Raw genomic sequence first — 16,434 nt, 5'->3', positions numbered from 1 at the left:
AGAGGGTTACGGAACCGCCAGCACCCGCGCCGGATCGACCCGCAGCCACACCCGGTCGCCGCGGCCCAGCTCGCTGCGCCCGGCGGCATCCACCGTCAGCGCCGGGCCGTCCGCCGGTTCCACCACCAGCCGTGTGCGGTCGCCCAGGAACACCGCGGCGGCGACGGTGCCGTCGAGATGCCCGTCAGCCTCGCCGGCCAGCGCCAGATCCTCCGGCCGGACCAGCAACTCCGCCGCACCGTCCGGCCCGGACCAGGGCAGCAGGGCGGTCCCGAGCGACAGCATCCCGCCGCGCACCGTGCCGCCCAGCCGGTTCATCGTGCCGATGAAATCGGCGACGAAGGCGTCCGCAGGCTGGTAATAGATCTCCCTCGGCGTCCCCACCTGCGCCACCCGGCCCTTGGCCATCACCACGATGCGGTCGCCCAGCGCCATCGCCTCGCCCTGGTCGTGGGTGACGTAGACGGCGGTGATGCCGAGACTGCGCAGCAGCCGGTCGATCTCCAGCCGCAGGCTGTCGCGCAGCTTGGCGTCCAGCGCCGTCAGCGGCTCGTCCAGCAGCAGCACGCGCGGCCGCACCACCAGCGCGCGGGCCAGCGCCACCCGCTGCCGCTGTCCGCCCGACAGCTGGTCGATCCGCCGCCCGGCGAACTCGCCCAGATGCATCAGGTCCAGCAACTCCTCCACCCGGCGGGCGCGGTCGACCCGGGGCAGCTTGCGCACCTTCAGGCCATAGGCGACGTTCTCGGCCACCGTCATGTTGGGGAACAGGGCGTAGCTCTGGAACACCATGCCGACATTGCGCCGCTCGATCGGCAGGGCGGTGACGTCCTCCTCGCCGAACAGCACCCGGCCGCCGGGGTCGGGGCTTTCCAGCCCGGCGATGATGCGCAGCGTGGTGGTCTTGCCGCAGCCGGAGGGCCCCAGGAAGACGATAGTCTCGCCGCCGCGGATGGTCAGGTCCAGCGGCTCCAGAGCGCGGGCGCCGCCGGCGAAGGTCTTGCCGCAACGCTCCAGACGGATCGGCACGGCGTCGAGGTGGAAGCTGTTTGGCATCACGCTGTCTGGCATGTGGGGGACTCTCAAACGGACGGACGGCCGCGCCTGGACAGACCCTGCATCAGGATCAGGCTCGGCACAATCATCAGGAAGAAGACGAGGGTGTAGGCGCTGCCGATCTCGATCCGCAGCGAGGCGTAGCTGTCGGCCAGCCCGACCGGCAGGGTCTTGGTCAGCGGCGTGTGCAGCAGCCAGGTCAGGTTGAACTCGCCGACCGACAGGGTCAGCACCATCAGCGACCCGGCCAGGATGCCGGAGCGGCAGTTGGGCAGCACCACCGTGGCGAAGCGGCGCAGGAAGCCGGCGCCCAGGCTGGCCGCCCCCTCCTCCAGCGTGGTCAGGTCGATGGAACCCATCACCGCCAGCACGGCGCGCACCATGAAGGGCAGGGTGAACAGCACATGGCCGATCAGGATGAACAGCCAGCTTCTGCGCAGATCGCCGACGCCGCCATAGGTGACGATCAGCGCCAGCGCGGTGGCGAGGCCGGGGATGGCGACCGGCATCGTCAACAGCTCCTCCACCAGCCGGGCGATCCGGCCGGGGCGCCGGGCCAGCGCATAGGCCGCCGGAACGCCCAGCACCAGCGTGCATGCCAGACAGGCGAAGGCGATCTGCAGGGACAGCAGGATGGTGCCGGAATAGACCCGCCACACCTCCTCCACCCAGCGCAGGGTCAGGCCGCTCTTCAGGCCGACGAAATAGTTGGCGGTCAGCCCGGCCAGCATCGACATCGCCATCGGCACGGTCAGCAGGGCGCAGACCAGCAGGGTGAAGCCCAGTTGCAGCCAGAACCCCCAGCCCCGGCGGTGCGAAAGGTCACGCATCGTCTTCACCCCGCCGCCGCGACGGAGGTGCCGGCGACGCTGCGCGCCACCGCCAGCGCCGCCCAGGTGATGAGGCCGAGCAGGACGCTGAGCGCCGCCGCCGCGGCGATGTTCGCCTGGAGCGTGAATTCGGTATAGATCGTCATCGGCAGCACGTTGATCCGGGTGGCGAGCGTGAAGGCGGTGCCGAACGCGCCCATGGACGTGGCGAAACACAGCGCGCCGGCCGAGATCAGCGCCGGTTTCAGCGCCGGCAGGATCACGTCGGCCACCACCCGCCAGGAGGATGCGCCCAGCGAGCGCGCTGCTTCCTCCAGCCGCGGGTCCAGCTTCTCCGCCGCCGCCATCACCGTCAGGATGACGCGCGGGATGGAAAAATAGACGTAACCGAGGAACAGACCGGCCATGGAATAGGCGAAGACCAGCTTTCCCGCCCCCAGCGCCTGGGTGATGGTGCCGATCAGCCCCTGGCGCCCGGCCAGCATGATGACCATGAAGCCGATAACCACACCGGGAAAGGCCAGCGGAAAGGTCAGCAGCGCCACCAGCAGGGCATGGCCGGGAAAGCGGTTGCGCACCAGGAACAGCCCGGCGACGGTCGACACCGCCAGCGTCACGAGGGTCACCCCGGCCGACAGCGCCAGCGTGGAGATCAGGCTGTCGAGATGGCCGGGATCGGCCAGCGTGGTGAGATAGGTGCTCCACCCCTCCGCCCCGCCGGCGCCGATCAGGATCAGGCGGACCAGCGGCAGCAGGAAGAAGGCCGCGAACACCGCCGCCGCCGGCGCCAGCAGGGCCGCCAGCCGCAGGGGTTCGCCCGTCCACCCCGGCCCGGCCGGCGGACGCGCCGCCGGCCGGTGGGGGAGGGGGGCGTCCTGCACGCAGGCGCTCATTTCACCTCCGTCTGGTAGCGGTCCATGAAGCCCTTCTGCGCCTCGGCCATGCGGACCATGTCCACCGGCTTGGCACGGGCATAGTCGGCGGCCGGCAGGAACTTCGCCGCGGTCGCCGGCGACATCGCTTCCGCCCGCACCGGGCGCATGAAGGCGTTGGCCCACAGGGTCTGGCCCTTGTCGGACAGCACATAGTCCAGCACCTTCTTCCCGTTCCCGGGGTTCGGGCCATTCTTGACCAGCGCCATCACATAGGGGACCGACACCGTGCCTTCCTTGGGGATGACGAAGGCGACCGGTGCCTTGTCGGTGTATTTGGCGCGGTAGGCGTTGAAATCATAGTCGATCAGGATCGGAATCTCGCCCGACAGCACACGGGCGTAGGAGGTCTGCTTCGGCACGATGGGCTGGTTCTTCTGCAAATCCCTGAACCAGCCGATGGCCTTGTCGAAGCTGCCGTAATCGCCGCCCAGCGCCAGATTGACCGCCACCGCGCCGACATAGCCGACGGCGGCGCTGGTCGGGTCGAGATAGCCGACCATGCCGGAATAGTCGGGCTTCAGCAGGTCGGCCCAGCTCTGCGGCACCGGCTTGCCGCCCAGCGCCTCGGTGTTGACGAAGAAGCCCAGCGTGCCGCTGTGGATGGCGAACCAGTTGCCGTCGGTGTCCTTCATCCCGTCGGGGATTTCGGCCCAGCCCGCCGGCTTGTAGGGGGTGACGACGCCGGCCGCCTTGGCCTGGATGCCGACCGGCCCGCCGAGATAGACGACGTCGGCGACCGGCTTGTCCTTTTCCGCCAGCATGGCGGCCATCGCTTGGCCGGAGTTCTTGTTGTCGAACGGCACGGCGATGCCGAGGTCGGCCTTGATCGCCTTCAGTTGCGACGCCCAGTCCGCCCATTCCGGCGGGCAGTTGTAGCAGATCGCGGTTGGCTCCGCCGCCGAGGCGGGCATAACCGTCGCGGTGAGGACGGCGGCCAGAGCGGCGGCGCCCAGTAGAAACGGGCAGGGCAGGAACGGCTTGAACATGATGGTGTGTGTCTCCGTTCGGGAAGCGCTTAAGAGGATTTTGACGGTGCCGGCCCGAGCGATTCGCCTGGACGCAGGGTGAAGGGCAGCATCACGGCGCGGCCTTGCAGGTCGTCGGAAAAGCCGGTGCGCAGGCATTCGAAGGCGGTGGCGCCCATGGCGCGGGCCGGCTGCACCAGGGTGGCGAGGCTGGGCGTCATCAGCCGTCCGACCTCGATCCCGTCGAAGCCGCAGACCGACACGTCGTCCGGTACCGACAGGCCGAGGTCGCGCAGCGCCCGGATGGTGGCGAGCGCCAGCATGTCGTTGGAGGCGAAGAAGGCGGTCGGCCGCTCCGCCCCCTCCAGATGGGGAGCCAGCAGGTGGGATAGCCGCAACTCGTTGAAATCGACCTCCACCACCGGTCCCGGCGGCAGCCCGGCGTCATCCAGCGCGGCGAGCCAGCCGGCATGGCGCCGGCGCGAGCGGTCGGACTGGCGGAAGCGCCCGGCGATCATGCCGATGCGCCGGTGGCCCAGTGCCACCATCCGCTCCACCACCGCGCGGGAAGCGGCGACATTGTCGACCGACACATGGGCGCGCGGCGCCCGCTCCGGCTGGTTGTAGGCCAGCACATAGGGCAGCCGCACCTCGTCCAGCGTGTCGAGCGAGCCGCTGCGGTCGGCATCGGCGACGGTCAGCACCAGCCCTTCGACCCGGTTGGACAGCAGTCCTTCGATGGCGCGCGATTCCCTGGCCGGGTCATAGTCGGTGGAGGCGATCAGCACGCTGTAGCCGGCCTCGTCCGCCGCCTCCTGGATGCCGGCGACGCTTTCGGCGAAGACGGGATTGGTCAGCGACGGCACCAGCACGCCGACGGTGCGGGTGCGCGCCGCCTTCAGGTTGCGTCCGATAGTGCTGGGCCGGAAGGACAGGTCGGAAGCGGCGGCGCGGACCTTTTCCATCGTTTCCGGCGTGGCGTTGCCGCTGCCATTGAGGACGCGCGACACGGTGGCGATGGACACCCCCGCCCGCGCCGCCACGTCGCGGATCGTCGCCACGCGGTCCATCGCCCTCCGCTCCGTCATCCCGCCATCCATCTGAAGCCCATCGTCCCCGTTCCGGCACCGTCCGATCCGGTGCGGGGACAGAGTGGCGCCGTCCTGTTGCAATCGCGTGACGGCGTGAAAACGGTTTCGTGAAGAATGGAAACGTTTCCATCCGGCTTGCGGAGCTTGAGCGCTGCCCTCTGAAGGCAGCGGTCACGAGAGCGGGGGAGGGGGAGGCAAGCGGTCGGGAAAACAGCGATTTTTGTGTTTGCGTCCCCGAATGCCTTGGGCTATGTTGCGCCTCCACCAGCGATGGACCCGTAGCTCAGCTGGATAGAGCGCTGCCCTCCGAAGGCAGAGGTCATGAGTTCGAATCTCGTCGGGTCCGCCATGAATTCAAGGGCTTAGCCGTAACAGCGGTTAGGCCCTTTTCGCTTTGGCCTGCGTTTTGGTCCAGTGCAGGTCTGAGTCCGCTACGCGTGGTGACGGGCTTTCTGGAGGACATCGAAGCGTCAGTTCACTGCGGTGGAGCAGACACTTCCTGGGATTTGTGTTTCGACGGAATATTGCGATCTTCGGCAAGCTCCAGAGGGGTGCCGAGCATCGGCGCGCCATTCCCGTGCCTTGCCAGAAGGTGCCCGGACTCGGTGGTCGCAACTCTCTGATAAGATAGAATAAATACGCGTACGGCGGATGTAAGCGTTGCCTCTGGGTTCGAATGAGTAGAGTTGCGCCTGTAAATCAGCGTCAGGAGCTCGCCGCGGGTTAAATTTTCCCGGCTGCAAATTTCATCGAGTATCTCCCAGTACACACGCTCCATGTTCATGGACGTACGATGACCATTGACCACGATGTTCTTCAGGATCGGGTCATACAAGCCCATATTCCGATGCCTCTAATCGCAAATTCAGCTCTTCTGTTCGATACTGTAGTATGACGTCTGGACATACCGTGGTACCCTCACCGGTAGCGGCACCGTGCTGCGGGGATGCAGCACCAAGACCTGTCTGGATAATGGGGAGGAACCGATGGCGACGGACCTGACCACGCTGCGCATGCTGCTGGCCTTGTCCGAAGGCGGATCGACCTACAACGCCGCCGCGGTTCTCGGCGTCGACGCCGCCACCGTCAGTCGACGAATGGCAGCATTGGAGCGCAAAGCCGGCGTCCCTCTCTTCGTGAAGCGGTCGACCGGTACGGTTTTTACGGATGCCGGCCTGCAGCTCCTTGACGCGGCCGACGCCGCGGTGGTGGCCGTTACCAATTTCGACCTCCTGCTGGAGACCATCGCCAACCGACATGCGAAGCCCGTCACCATCTCGGCGCCGGAGGGGATCGGGTCGTACCTGCTGACGCCGCAACTCGCCGGGTTCGCCGACACGTCCACACCGATCCGGTTCCCGCAGGACGCCTTGCCGCAGGTCAGCATCCTGCCCATGGAATCACGCGCGGACATCGAGATCATCCTCGTTCACCCCGGCAGCGACATCCACCGCCAGGGCGAATACAAGGCGCGGAAGCTGGGAATTATGCGGTTCCTGCCTGTCGTGGCGAAAAGTTACCTTACCAAGAACAGCGCCCCGGGCAATTTCAAGGAATTGGGGAAGGCGCCACTCCTCAACCACCTGATCTATTCCAGCCACCCGTCCTTCGTCCAATGGGCGGACATCGCGCACAGCAGCCCGACGGGGCCGCTGGTCAATGTCAGCACCAGTTCGGCCCTCCATCGTGCAGTCCTCACCGGCCGCGGAATTGCGCTGTTGCCGGACTTTTCAGAGGAGATCGACGAACTGGTCTCAGTCCTGCCGATCGGTGACCGGATCGGCGTCGAGCTGTGGGCAACGGCCACGCCCGAATCCCTCAAGCTTCCGACCGTAAAGCGGGCCTGGGACGTGATCGGGACTGCCTTTTTCAACTCGCCCTGGTTCAACTGAAGCTTCCGATCACCCTCAGCGGTCCTCCCGCACCTGGGCGTGGTTGATCAGCGCCACCAGCCCGACGCCGCCCAGCACGTTGCCGATCAGCGACGGCAGCAGGAAGCCGAAGGCGTAGCGGTTCCAGCCGATCTCGCCGGACATGGCGGCGAAGGACACCTCCACCGACCCGGCGACGACATGGGCGAATTTGCCCAGCGCGATCAGCCAGGTCAGCGCGACGATGACGAAGAAGCGCGCCTGTCCGACCGATGGCGTGATCCACACCAGCAATGCGATCAGCCAGCCGGCCAGCACCCCATGCAGGGTCGTCGCCATGAAATCCGACCGCGCGGCGGTGGTGCCCAGCTCGACGAAGGCGGCGCGCAGGGATGGGGAGAAGGCCTCCGTCCCGATGGCGAAGGCGGAGAACAGCAGGGTGCCGACGATGTTGGCGGCGAAGACCAGAGCCCACAGCCGCACCACCAGCATCAACCCATGTCCCGACCAGCGGTGCAGCAGCGGCAGGATCACCGTCAGCGTGTTCTCGGTGAACAGCTGCTGACGGCCCAGGATGACGATCAGGAAGCCGAAACAATAGCCGAAGCTGGCGATCAGCGGCCGCCAGGGCTCGTCCGGCAGATGGGTGGTCAGCAGCGCCTCGCCCACCATGGAAAAGCCCATCGACAGCCCGGCCGCCAGACCGGACCACAGCAGGGAGGAGGTGGATCGCTTCAGCTCCTCCTGTCCCTCCAGCCGGATGGCCTCGTGCAGGATCAGGGCCGGCGGATTGGAGCGTTCCCTGACCTCGTCCCGCTCGTCCTGGTTCAGGTGGCTGTCGCCGGCATCCGTCAATGGCGGGCCGCCTTGTGGTCGCCATGCTCCCGCTTTTCCGCCGTGTCGCGGCCGATCAGCTTGTTGAAGTTGGAGTCCTCCTCATAGAGGAGTGCCAGCTTCGACTCCTCGAACTGCTGGAAGAACTCGGTCCACTCGATCTCCTCCAGTTCGCCATGGTCGGACTGGCGCGCCTTGGGGAACATCAGGCGCAGCAGGCCGACGCCGGTCTTGCGGCTTTTCCTGCCGCTGCCATGCGCCTCGTCGTGGGTGCTGCGGACGACGGCGGGCCTGCCGCCGTGGCTTTCGGCCCAGCGGCGGATCTCGTCGTGGTCGGTGGTGGTCTTTGCCATGGGTGTCCTCCGGGTCGGTGTCCTGGCAGGAAGCGTTCCCATACCAGAACAGCCGTCGCCGGAAGGCGTTGCGTCTCTCGGGCTTTCCCCTGCCCGCCGAGATTATCCGCCGGCGATCAGCGCCGGCACCTCCGCCGCCGGGACCGGACGGGAGAAGAGATAGCCCTGCGCCTCGTGGCAGCCCAGCCGGCGGACGGCGTCAAGCTGGGTGTGGTCCTCCACCCCTTCGGCGGTGATGACGATGCCCAGGTTGCGGCCCATCCCGGCCACCGCCTGCACCACGGCGGTGGAGCCGTCGCAGCGCGGCAGGTGGGCGACGAAGCTGCGGTCGATCTTCACCTTGTCGAAGCGGAAGCGGCAGAGATAGCCCAGCGCCGAATAGCCGGTGCCGAAATCGTCCATGACGATCCGGGTACCGAGCGCCCGCAGCTCGCGCAGGGTGTCGAGATTGGCGTCGTCGTCCTGCAACAGGACGGACTCGGTGATCTCCAGCTCCAGCCGACCGGGTGCCAGTCCGGTGTCGGCCAGCGTCTGGCGCACCGACTCCACCAGCCCCTTGTTGCGGAACTGGACGGAGGACACATTGACGCTGACCCTGATGTCGTCGGGCCAGCGCGTCGCCTCGCGGCAGGCCTCTCGCAGGGCCCAGTCGCCGATCGGGCCGATCAGGCCGGTCTCCTCCGCCACCGGAATGAAGTCGCCCGGACCGATCAGGCCGCGGCCGGGGCGGCGCCAGCGGATCAGCGCCTCGAACCCGCGGATGCGCGTATCGCCGGTGCAGACCAGCGGCTGGTAATGCAGCTCGAACTCGCCCCGGCGCAGGGCCTCGTGCAGGCCGAGCTTCAGGTCGTGGAAGGCCTTCAGCCGCTCCGCCATTTCGGGCGCGAAGAAGCGGTGGGTGTTGCGGCCGTCCGCCTTGGCGCGGTAGAGCGCGATGTCGGCGGCCTTCATCAGGGCGTCGGCCTCGTCGCCGTCGCGGCGGAACAGGGCGATGCCGACGCTGGTGCCGGTCTGGATCCGGGCGCCGTCGATGTCGAACGGCTCCGCCAGGGCCGAGGTGATGCAGCGGGCCAGATCCTCCGCCTCCGCCGGTCCCCACAGATTGGTTTGCAGGATGGCGAACTCGTCGCCGCCGAAGCGGGAAACCAGATCGGCCGTACCGATGCAGCCGCGCAGCCGGTCGGCCACTTGCCGCAGCAGCGCGTCGCCCGCATGGTGCCCCAGCGTATCGTTGACGGCCTTGAACTGGTCGAGGTCGATGTAATGGACCGCCATGGCGCAGTCGCCGGTCGCGTCACGCAACGCCTGCTCCAGCCTTTCGTGGAAATACAGCCGGTTGGGCAGGCCGGTCAGCGAATCCAGCCGGGCCAGCCGGGCGATCTTGTCCTGGGCGATGCGCCGTTCCTCCTCCAGCCGCCGGCGTTCGGTGACGTTGCGGAAGAAGACGGACAATCCCTGCGCGGTGGGGAAGGCGTGGATTTCCGTCCACTGATCCAGCGCCGTCACGAACTCCTCGAAGACGGCCGGCGTCTGGTCCGTCATCGCCTTGCGGAACCGGCTGCGGCTTTCTGTCTGCTGCGGAAACACGTCGAAGAAATCGTCGCCCAGCCGGATGCCGCGGCCCTCGTGAACGGCGGCGGCGGCCGGGTTGCGATAGGTGATGCGCCAGTCGCGGTCGACGAACACCACGCTGTCGGTGGTGCTTTCCAGCACGCCCGACAGCAGGGCGGTGGTTTCCTCCAGCGCCTGCCGGGCGAGCTGGATGTCGGTGACGTCGCGGGAGATTGCGAGCAGCCGCTGTGGGCGTCCATCGGCGCCGGGGAGCGGGCAGACCAGATTGTCCCACCATTTCGGCGTGCCCTTTGCCGTCGGGCAGAATCCCAGGAAGCGGCCGGTGCCGCCCCGCCTGGCAATCCCGATCGTCTCACGCAGCTGTGTTATCCGCTCTTCCGGCCAGAAGCTTTCCCAAAGCTGGTTCTCCACGCAGTCGAAACTGTCCAGTTCCATCAGGTGCAGGCCGGGGATGTTCATGAAGGTCAGCCGGCCCTCCATGTCCAGCACCTTCACGCATTCCGGACTGTTGTCCAGAATCTGGCGGGCGAACCCCTCGCTCTCGCGCAGGGCGTCTTCCGCAAGGCGGCGTTCGTGAATGTCCTCGTCGGTGCCGTACCACTGGACGATGCGTCCATCCTCGTCCCGCTGGGGCGAGGAGCGGCGGCGGAACCAGCGGTGGGTCTCGCCGCTCCCGCCGCTCCCGGCGACGCGCAGGCGCAGGTCGATCTCCAGCTCGGCACCGTTGAGCAGGCTATGAGTCCAGGCGGCCTCGAACGGCGCGCGGTCGTCGGGATGGAGCGCTGCGATCCAGTCCGGCGCGGTCGCGGTTTCAGCCGCGTCCAGGCCGGTGCGCTCACGCCAGCGCCGGGTGGTGCGCGGCGTGCCGTCTGGGGTGCTGCACCAGGGATACAGGTCGCTCAGTTCCAGCGTGTGGCGATGCAGTTCCTTGACCCGGTGGACTTCGGCCTTGCATTGCCGAAGCTCGGTCCGGTCCTCCACGACGCAGAGAAGAGCCGTGCCATCCTCGCCGCAGTGCGGATGCAGGGTGGCGACCAGCAGACGGTCCGATCCGGCGAGGAGGATGTCCTCCACCACCGTGCCGGCCAGTGCCGACGGGGCCGCGGCGAGCAGCGCATCCTCCGCGCCGGGCCAGACATCGGTGAACGGCAACCCCGCTGCGGCGGTGGGAGGAATTCCCGCCAATGCCCCCATGCGCCGGTTCAGCCGCAGGCAGCGGAGCTGGCGGTCCAGAAATGCGATCCCCACCGGAAGCGCGTCGTACAGCGCATTCGTCTGCGGGAGCTTGTGGTCCGGGAGCCAGTCGAACTCAGCGGTCAGGGTCTGATGCATTGTCCCGGATCGATAAGGATAGCGATGACCGGCGGGAAAGCCGGATCATACGATTATTCTCGTATCGCCCAAGAAAAAGTTAACGCCGCATCATGGTTGATACCAGCCAAGTCATAACAATTTTCTGTAATTGCAGAGAACCCGCCCTCGAAACCAGTTTATCTCGGGATTTTCCATTGGGGGAAACCCCGATGGTCATTCGGCGGCGCCGGATTGCGCAAGCAGCAGCGGATTGTGCTCCTCATCGATGAAGCGCCCGCGGATCGCCACCATCAGGTCGAGCTTATCGAGAAAGACCCTCACCAGATCGGGATCGAAATGGCGGCCGGCCTGCTCCCGCATATGGGCGACGACGGCGTCCAGCGGCCAGGGCTCCTTGTACGGGCGGGCGGACAGCAGCGCGTCGAAGACATCGGCGATGGCGACGATGCGGCCCGACAGCGGGATGTCCGTGCCGCGCAGCCCGGCAGGGTAGCCGGTGCCGTCCCATTTCTCGTGATGCGTCCCGGCGATCTCGGCGGCGAGGTCGAGCAGGGGCAACCCGCTGCCGGCCAGCAGCCGCTGCCCGATGGTCGCGTGCTGGCGCATGATCATCCATTCCTGGGTGTCGAGCCGGCCGGCCTTCAGCAGCACATGGTCGGGAATGCCGATCTTGCCGATGTCGTGCAGGGGGGCCGCCTCCAGCAGTTGCGCGGCAAAGGCGGGAGGATGGCCGGCCGCCAGGGCCAACTGGCTGGCGATCTGCGCCATGCGCGCCACATGCTGGCCGGTCTCGTTGTCGCGGAACTCGCCGGCGCTGCACAGGCGGCGGATGATTTCGCGCTGGGTCGCTTCCTGTTGCAGGCGGGCGGCCTGCAGTTCCAGATTGGCGACGCGCAGGGCGGCGGCCTCGCGCGCCGAGGCGGCGGAGATGCGGCGGTCGGCCGTGGTGGAGACCAGCGCCAGCAGCAGAAGGCCGAAGGCGGCAACCGCCACCACCGCGGCCAGCGGACCGCTGGAGACCCCGTCACCCACCCAGCCGGTCGTCGGCACCAGCGTGGGATCGACCTGCACCACCAGTGCCGCCATCCCGGTGTAATGCATGCCGCAGACGGCGATCGCCATCACCAGGGCGGCCAGCGCGCGTTCGCGCAGGTGGTGGATGCGGGTGGCCAGCCACAGCCCCGCGGTGGCAGCCGCCGCGGCGATGGCGACCGACAATGCCCAAAGGGTGGGCTCATAGGCGATGCGGGCCGGCAGCACCATCGCCGCCATGCCGAGATAATGCATGGCCGCCACCCCAAGCCCGACGATGATGCCGGCCGCGGCGATGGCTCCCATGGTGCGGCGATTCTGGATGATGCGGAAGCCGACGGCGACGAAGGCGACGGAGGTCACCAGCGACAGCAGCGTCTTCACCGGATCATAGGCGATCGGCGTGTCGATGGTCAGCGCCAGCATGCCGATGAAATGCATGGCCCAGATGCCGCCGCCCAGCGCCGCCGCGGCGCAGCCCTGCCACAGGACGCGGGCGACGCCGCTGGTGCGGTGCATCCGCTCCGCCATGTCCAGCGCCGCGTAGGAAGCGAAGGCGGCGACGGCATAGGACAGCGCCACCAGCCAATGGTCGTGGGAGAACGGCAGGCCGGACGCCGACGTGAAACACAATCCGGCCAGTTCGATCGACATCCACGACTCTCCCGAAAACACCTGACGGTCGCCGGTCTTCCTGATTGTCCGCTCCACCGGCTGGACTTCAAGACAGGGAAACCCCGAGTTCGGCCGTGGAGCATTCATCTCCGGCGTCGAACGGCGCCGGGCAACGTCCGGTAGTTAGTTAAAAAGCTATCTTTATTTGACCGGTGTCAAGGGTATAGAAGTCGATAGGCCGCCAGGCCGAGTCATCGTGCGCTTGTTACTCCGCCAAGCCCCCGCTTATTCGAAACGGACGCCTGGCGGTCGGCGGAAAGCAGGAACGTCAGGTCGTGGTCAGGCGTCGGCGAACTGCATCGGCTGACGGGCGCGGGCGTCGCGTTCGCGCTCCGGACGGCTCGGCGCCTCGACCCAGGCGATTCGCAGGATATTGGTCGATCCCGGCATGCCGAACGGCACGCCGGCGGTGATGACCAGCCGCTGGCCTTCCTCCGCCAGCCCATGCACATAGGCCAGTCTTGCCGCCTTGTGCACCATGTCGGAGAAGCTCTGGACATCCTCCGTCAGCACGGCATGGACGCCGTAGGCCAGCACCAGCCGGCGGGCGATGGCCGCCTGTTCGGTCAGGCACAGGATCGGCACCTCCGGCCGCTCGCGCGCCGCCCGCAGGGTGGTGGAACCGCTGGTGGTGTAGGTGGCGATGGCCGCCGCCTTCACCGTGTGGGCGACCTGACGGGCGGCCGCGGTGATGGCGTCCGATTCCGTCTGTTCCGGATCGGCATGCTGGGCGTCCATCAGGCCGCGATAGAGCGGATCACCCTCCACCCGCCGGGCGATGCGGTCCATGATCGACACCGCTTCCACCGGATACTCGCCGGATGCGGTCTCCGCCGACAGCATGACGGCGTCGGCGCCGTCGAACACCGCGGTGGCGACGTCGGACGCCTCGGCCCGGGTCGGGGCGGGGGCGGAGATCATCGATTCCAGCATCTGGGTGGCGACGATCACCGGCTTGCCGGCCAGACGGGCGGCGCGGATGATGCGCTTCTGGATCGACGGCACGTCTTCCGGCGGCATCTCCACGCCCAGGTCGCCGCGCGCCACCATGACGCCGTCCGACATCTCGACGATGCGGTCGAGATGCTGGATCGCCTGCGGCTTTTCCAGCTTCGACAGCAGGGCGGCGCGGCCGGCGATCAGCTTGCGCGCCTCGGCCACATCCTCCGGCCGCTGGACGAAGCTCAGCGCCACCCAGTCCACCCCCTGGTCGAGGGCGAAGTCCAGGTCGGCACGGTCCTTGGGCGTCAGCGGCGACAACGGCAGCACCACGCCGGGCACGTTGACGCCCTTGCGGTCCGACAGCCTCGTCCCGGACACCACCACGGTCTCGGCGAAATCGGCGCCGCAGGCGGTGACGCGCAGCCGCACCTTGCCGTCGTCCAGCAGCAGTTCGGCATCCGGCACCAGGGCGGCGAAGATCTCCGGATGCGGCATGCCGACGCGGCGGGCGTCGCCCGGTTCCGCCAGCAGATCCAGGCAGAAGGACTGGCCGGGGGTCAGCGTCACCGGACCGTCGGCGAAGCGGCCCAGCCGCAGTTTCGGCCCCTGGAGGTCGGCCATGATGGCGATGGGGCGGCCGGTCTCCGTCTCCAGCGCGCGGATGGCGCGGAGGCGCTCGCCATGGTCCTGGTGGCTGCCGTGGCTGAAATTCAGGCGGAAGACGTCGACGCCGGCTTCGAACAGGCGGCGGATCATCTCGGGCGAGGAGGAGGACGGACCCAGCGTGGCGACGATCTTCGTCTGCCGGTAACGGCGGATCGGCTTGGCAATGCTCATGGCGTAACGGACTCCAAGGGAAGGTTGGGCTGCCGTGCAAGTCAGGTTGGGGGCGGGCGGCGGGCCGCCGCCTCAGGCGACCCCGAACCGGTAGACGATGGACCCGGCGGTCCATTGGCCGGGACGAAGCACAGTGGAGGGGAAAGATGGAATGTTGACGGCGTTGGGGAATTTCGACGGTTCGGCGCAGAAGGCGCTGTGTTTGGTGTAGAGCGTGCCGCCCTTGCCGACGTCCCGCGGGGCTTTGCCCTCCAGGGCATTGCCGGTGTAGAGCTGCAGGCCGGGTTCGGTCGACAGCACCTCCAGCGTCCGGCCGCTGGCCGGGTGCAGGAAGCGCGCATGGAGGACCGGCGCCGGGCCGCTTGCCGGCTTGTCGATCACGTAATGCAGGTCGTACCCCTTGCCGAGCGCCAGCATGCGGTCGTCGGCCTCGATGCGGGCGCCGAGCGCCGCCGGGGTACGGAAATCATGCGGCGTGCCGGCGACATCCACCATCTCGCCGGTCGGCACCGCCGTCTCGCCGAGCGCCAGATAGCGGCCGGCATGGATGGTGGCAACGTGGTCGAGGATCGACGATCCCAGATCGCCCGACAGGTTGAAGAAGGTGTGGTCGGTGAAGTTGGCGATGGTGGTCCTGTCGGCCGCCACCGCGGTCCAGGCGATGGTCAGGGCGTTGTCGTCGCCGACCGTATAGACCAGCCGCAGCGGCAGGGTGCCGGGAAAGCCCTCCTCGCCATCCTCGAAGACATAGGTCAGCTCCAGGCTGGACTCGTCGAGTTGCCGGGTGTCGAAGACGCGGAAGCGCGAGCCGCGCTGGCCGCCATGCAGGGTGTTGGGCGGGCTGTTGACCGCCGCCTGATGGGTGACGCCGTCCAGGGTGAAGCGCCCGTCGGGGATGCGCCCGCAATAGCGCCCGATGAAGGACCCCATGGACGCCTGTCCGCCCATCGCGCCCTCGATCCCGTCATAGCCCTGAACCACGTCGCCTAAGACGCCGTCGCGGTCGGGAACCAGGATCTGTTCGATCTTGGCACCGTAATTGGTGATGCGCACCACCATGCCGCGCCTGTTGCGCAACGTGAACAGATCCACCGGCTTGCCGTCGATGGTGGCGGAGAAATTCTCTCGCTTGAGGTCGGTCGCCATGGTCCAGGCATCCCTGTGGCAGAGGTTAGTAGAAACCGAGAAGCAGCAGCCCCAGGACCATCACCACGCGCAGGAGCAGCGCCGTTTCCAATGGGTCCGCGGTCATGGCTCGGCCTCACCGGGTAAATCATGAGATTATTATACTAATATATTAGCGTGGAAGGCAAACCGGATCGGAGGTGCAGCGGCCGAACCGGACAGTATGCCGCAGGGCTTCGACCCCGCCATGCGATGCCGTTGGAAGCGGCGCGCGGTCAGGCGCGCCGCATCGTCACCACCAGCACGTCCCGAAAAGCCGGGCAGGCCGGATCGATGGGCTCGACCGGGGTCACGCCATGGAACACCCGCGCATCGTCCACCACCGCCGATTCCCGCGGATGGCGCAGGGTGAAGTTGCCCAGCGGCCGGCCGGCGAGATCATGGATGCTCGTCGTGCCGCTGGAGACGTTCTCGCGCCGGACCAGCATCACCAGGACCCAGTCCACGCCGTCGCGATGCATCCCTTCCGGGGTCGGCCGTCCGGCTTCGCCGGCGCGGGCTTCTATCCGGAACTGATGGACCTCCGTGTGCCAGACATCCGGTTTCGTGTCGGCGGGGGTCAGCGGGTCGAACAGCGCGAAACAGGTTCTCAGGATCGCCGTCAGAGCGGGGTGGGTTCCGACCGCCTCGGTGATCGGTTCGAACCAGCGTTCGAGGCCGCCATTCAAGGGGTTGTAGTCCCGGCTCTGGTAGTGGGGCTGGTGCGGCTTGCGCCGGATATCCCCGGCGGACAGCGCGAAGGCGGCGTGGCGCCGGCGGCGGTAACGCCCGCCGTCCGCCATGTAGCTGTCCAGGCCCAGGTCGTTCCAGCTGGTGCTGAACCCCTCCCAATCCCGCAGTCCAGCGGCGTCGAGCAGATCCTGCATGTCGGCCGCTGCAACGAAAGAGAAACCGTTCGCCGCCACAGCGTCACGAACCGCGCGAAGATCATCGGTCATCTGG

The 16,434-nt window shown here is 67.5% G+C and carries 14 protein-coding genes and 1 tRNA gene; 2 read left to right on the top strand and 13 right to left on the bottom strand.

Annotated features, from left to right (window positions below; all coding sequences use genetic code 11):
- Positions 1-6: 6 nt before the first annotated feature.
- Genes J2848_RS31400 through J2848_RS31380 form a run of 5 tightly spaced genes read right to left on the bottom strand, consistent with a single transcriptional unit; the run spans position 7 to position 4,874 of the window.
- Positions 7-1,071 carry an ABC transporter ATP-binding protein gene (locus tag J2848_RS31400; RefSeq protein ID WP_342787983.1) on the bottom strand — a complete coding sequence of 355 codons (1,065 nt, stop codon included), beginning with the start codon at positions 1,069-1,071 and terminating at the stop codon, positions 7-9.
- A gap of 11 nt (positions 1,072-1,082) precedes the next feature.
- Positions 1,083-1,886 (bottom strand): ABC transporter permease, encoded by an 804-nt coding sequence (locus J2848_RS31395; RefSeq protein ID WP_149234346.1) that lies wholly within the window; start codon positions 1,884-1,886, stop codon positions 1,083-1,085.
- A gap of 5 nt (positions 1,887-1,891) precedes the next feature.
- Positions 1,892-2,779: an ABC transporter permease gene (locus tag J2848_RS31390; RefSeq protein ID WP_246194279.1), complete on the bottom strand. Its 888-nt coding sequence runs from the start codon at positions 2,777-2,779 to the stop codon at positions 1,892-1,894.
- Positions 2,776-3,807, bottom strand: a complete 1,032-nt coding sequence (locus J2848_RS31385) for an ABC transporter substrate-binding protein (protein WP_149234347.1) — start codon at positions 3,805-3,807, stop codon at positions 2,776-2,778. Before J2848_RS31385 ends, J2848_RS31390 begins: the two co-directional genes overlap by 4 nt.
- Positions 3,808-3,836: 29 nt before the next feature.
- Positions 3,837-4,874: a LacI family DNA-binding transcriptional regulator gene (locus J2848_RS31380; protein ID WP_246194281.1), complete on the bottom strand. Its 1,038-nt coding sequence runs from the start codon at positions 4,872-4,874 to the stop codon at positions 3,837-3,839.
- Positions 4,875-5,149: 275 nt separating this feature from the next.
- Between J2848_RS31380 and J2848_RS31375 the strand changes: the two genes are divergently transcribed.
- Positions 5,150-5,226, top strand: a tRNA-Arg gene (locus J2848_RS31375).
- 126 nt (positions 5,227-5,352) lie between these two features.
- Here J2848_RS31375 and J2848_RS31370 read toward each other — a convergent pair.
- Positions 5,353-5,712 (bottom strand): ribbon-helix-helix domain-containing protein, encoded by a 360-nt coding sequence (locus J2848_RS31370; RefSeq protein WP_170307220.1) that lies wholly within the window; start codon positions 5,710-5,712, stop codon positions 5,353-5,355.
- Positions 5,713-5,863: 151 nt separating this feature from the next.
- Between J2848_RS31370 and J2848_RS31365 the strand changes: the two genes are divergently transcribed.
- Entirely contained in the window at positions 5,864-6,769 is a 906-nt protein-coding gene (locus J2848_RS31365) for a LysR family transcriptional regulator (RefSeq protein ID WP_149234349.1), read from the top strand.
- Positions 6,770-6,784: 15 nt separating this feature from the next.
- Here J2848_RS31365 and J2848_RS31360 read toward each other — a convergent pair whose 3' ends face one another.
- The 7 genes from J2848_RS31360 to J2848_RS31330 all read right to left on the bottom strand — a co-directional run bounded on the left by J2848_RS31360 (position 6,785) and on the right by J2848_RS31330 (position 16,430).
- The gene (locus tag J2848_RS31360) at positions 6,785-7,603 is read right to left on the bottom strand and encodes a formate/nitrite transporter family protein (RefSeq protein ID WP_149234350.1); all 819 of its coding nucleotides are present in this window, start codon (positions 7,601-7,603) and stop codon (positions 6,785-6,787) included.
- Positions 7,600-7,935 carry a hypothetical protein gene (locus J2848_RS31355; protein ID WP_149234351.1) on the bottom strand — a complete coding sequence of 112 codons (336 nt, stop codon included), beginning with the start codon at positions 7,933-7,935 and terminating at the stop codon, positions 7,600-7,602. The genes J2848_RS31360 and J2848_RS31355 overlap by 4 nt, the downstream gene beginning before the upstream one ends.
- Positions 7,936-8,037: 102 nt before the next feature.
- Positions 8,038-10,839: an EAL domain-containing protein gene (locus J2848_RS31350; protein WP_149234352.1), complete on the bottom strand. Its 2,802-nt coding sequence runs from the start codon at positions 10,837-10,839 to the stop codon at positions 8,038-8,040.
- Between the two features lie 195 nt (positions 10,840-11,034).
- A complete protein-coding gene (locus tag J2848_RS31345; protein WP_170307221.1) occupies positions 11,035-12,507 on the bottom strand; it encodes an MHYT domain-containing protein in 1,473 nt (490 codons plus the stop codon).
- Positions 12,508-12,807: 300 nt separating this feature from the next.
- Complete coding sequence (gene pyk / locus J2848_RS31340; RefSeq protein WP_149234354.1) at positions 12,808-14,307, bottom strand: pyruvate kinase; 1,500 nt, start codon at positions 14,305-14,307, stop codon at positions 12,808-12,810.
- A 72-nt stretch (positions 14,308-14,379) separates the two neighbouring features.
- Positions 14,380-15,453 carry an aldose epimerase family protein gene (locus J2848_RS31335; RefSeq protein ID WP_149234355.1) on the bottom strand — a complete coding sequence of 358 codons (1,074 nt, stop codon included), beginning with the start codon at positions 15,451-15,453 and terminating at the stop codon, positions 14,380-14,382.
- 254 nt (positions 15,454-15,707) lie between these two features.
- On the bottom strand, positions 15,708-16,430 hold the full coding sequence (locus J2848_RS31330; RefSeq protein ID WP_149234356.1) for a 2OG-Fe dioxygenase family protein: 723 nt from the start codon (positions 16,428-16,430) through the stop codon (positions 15,708-15,710).
- Positions 16,431-16,434 lie beyond the last annotated feature (4 nt).

The sequence above is a fragment of the Azospirillum lipoferum genome (assembly GCF_024170005.1).
Lineage (GTDB): Bacteria > Pseudomonadota > Alphaproteobacteria > Azospirillales > Azospirillaceae > Azospirillum > Azospirillum lipoferum.
This window is presented reverse-complemented; position numbering and strand designations above follow the sequence as displayed.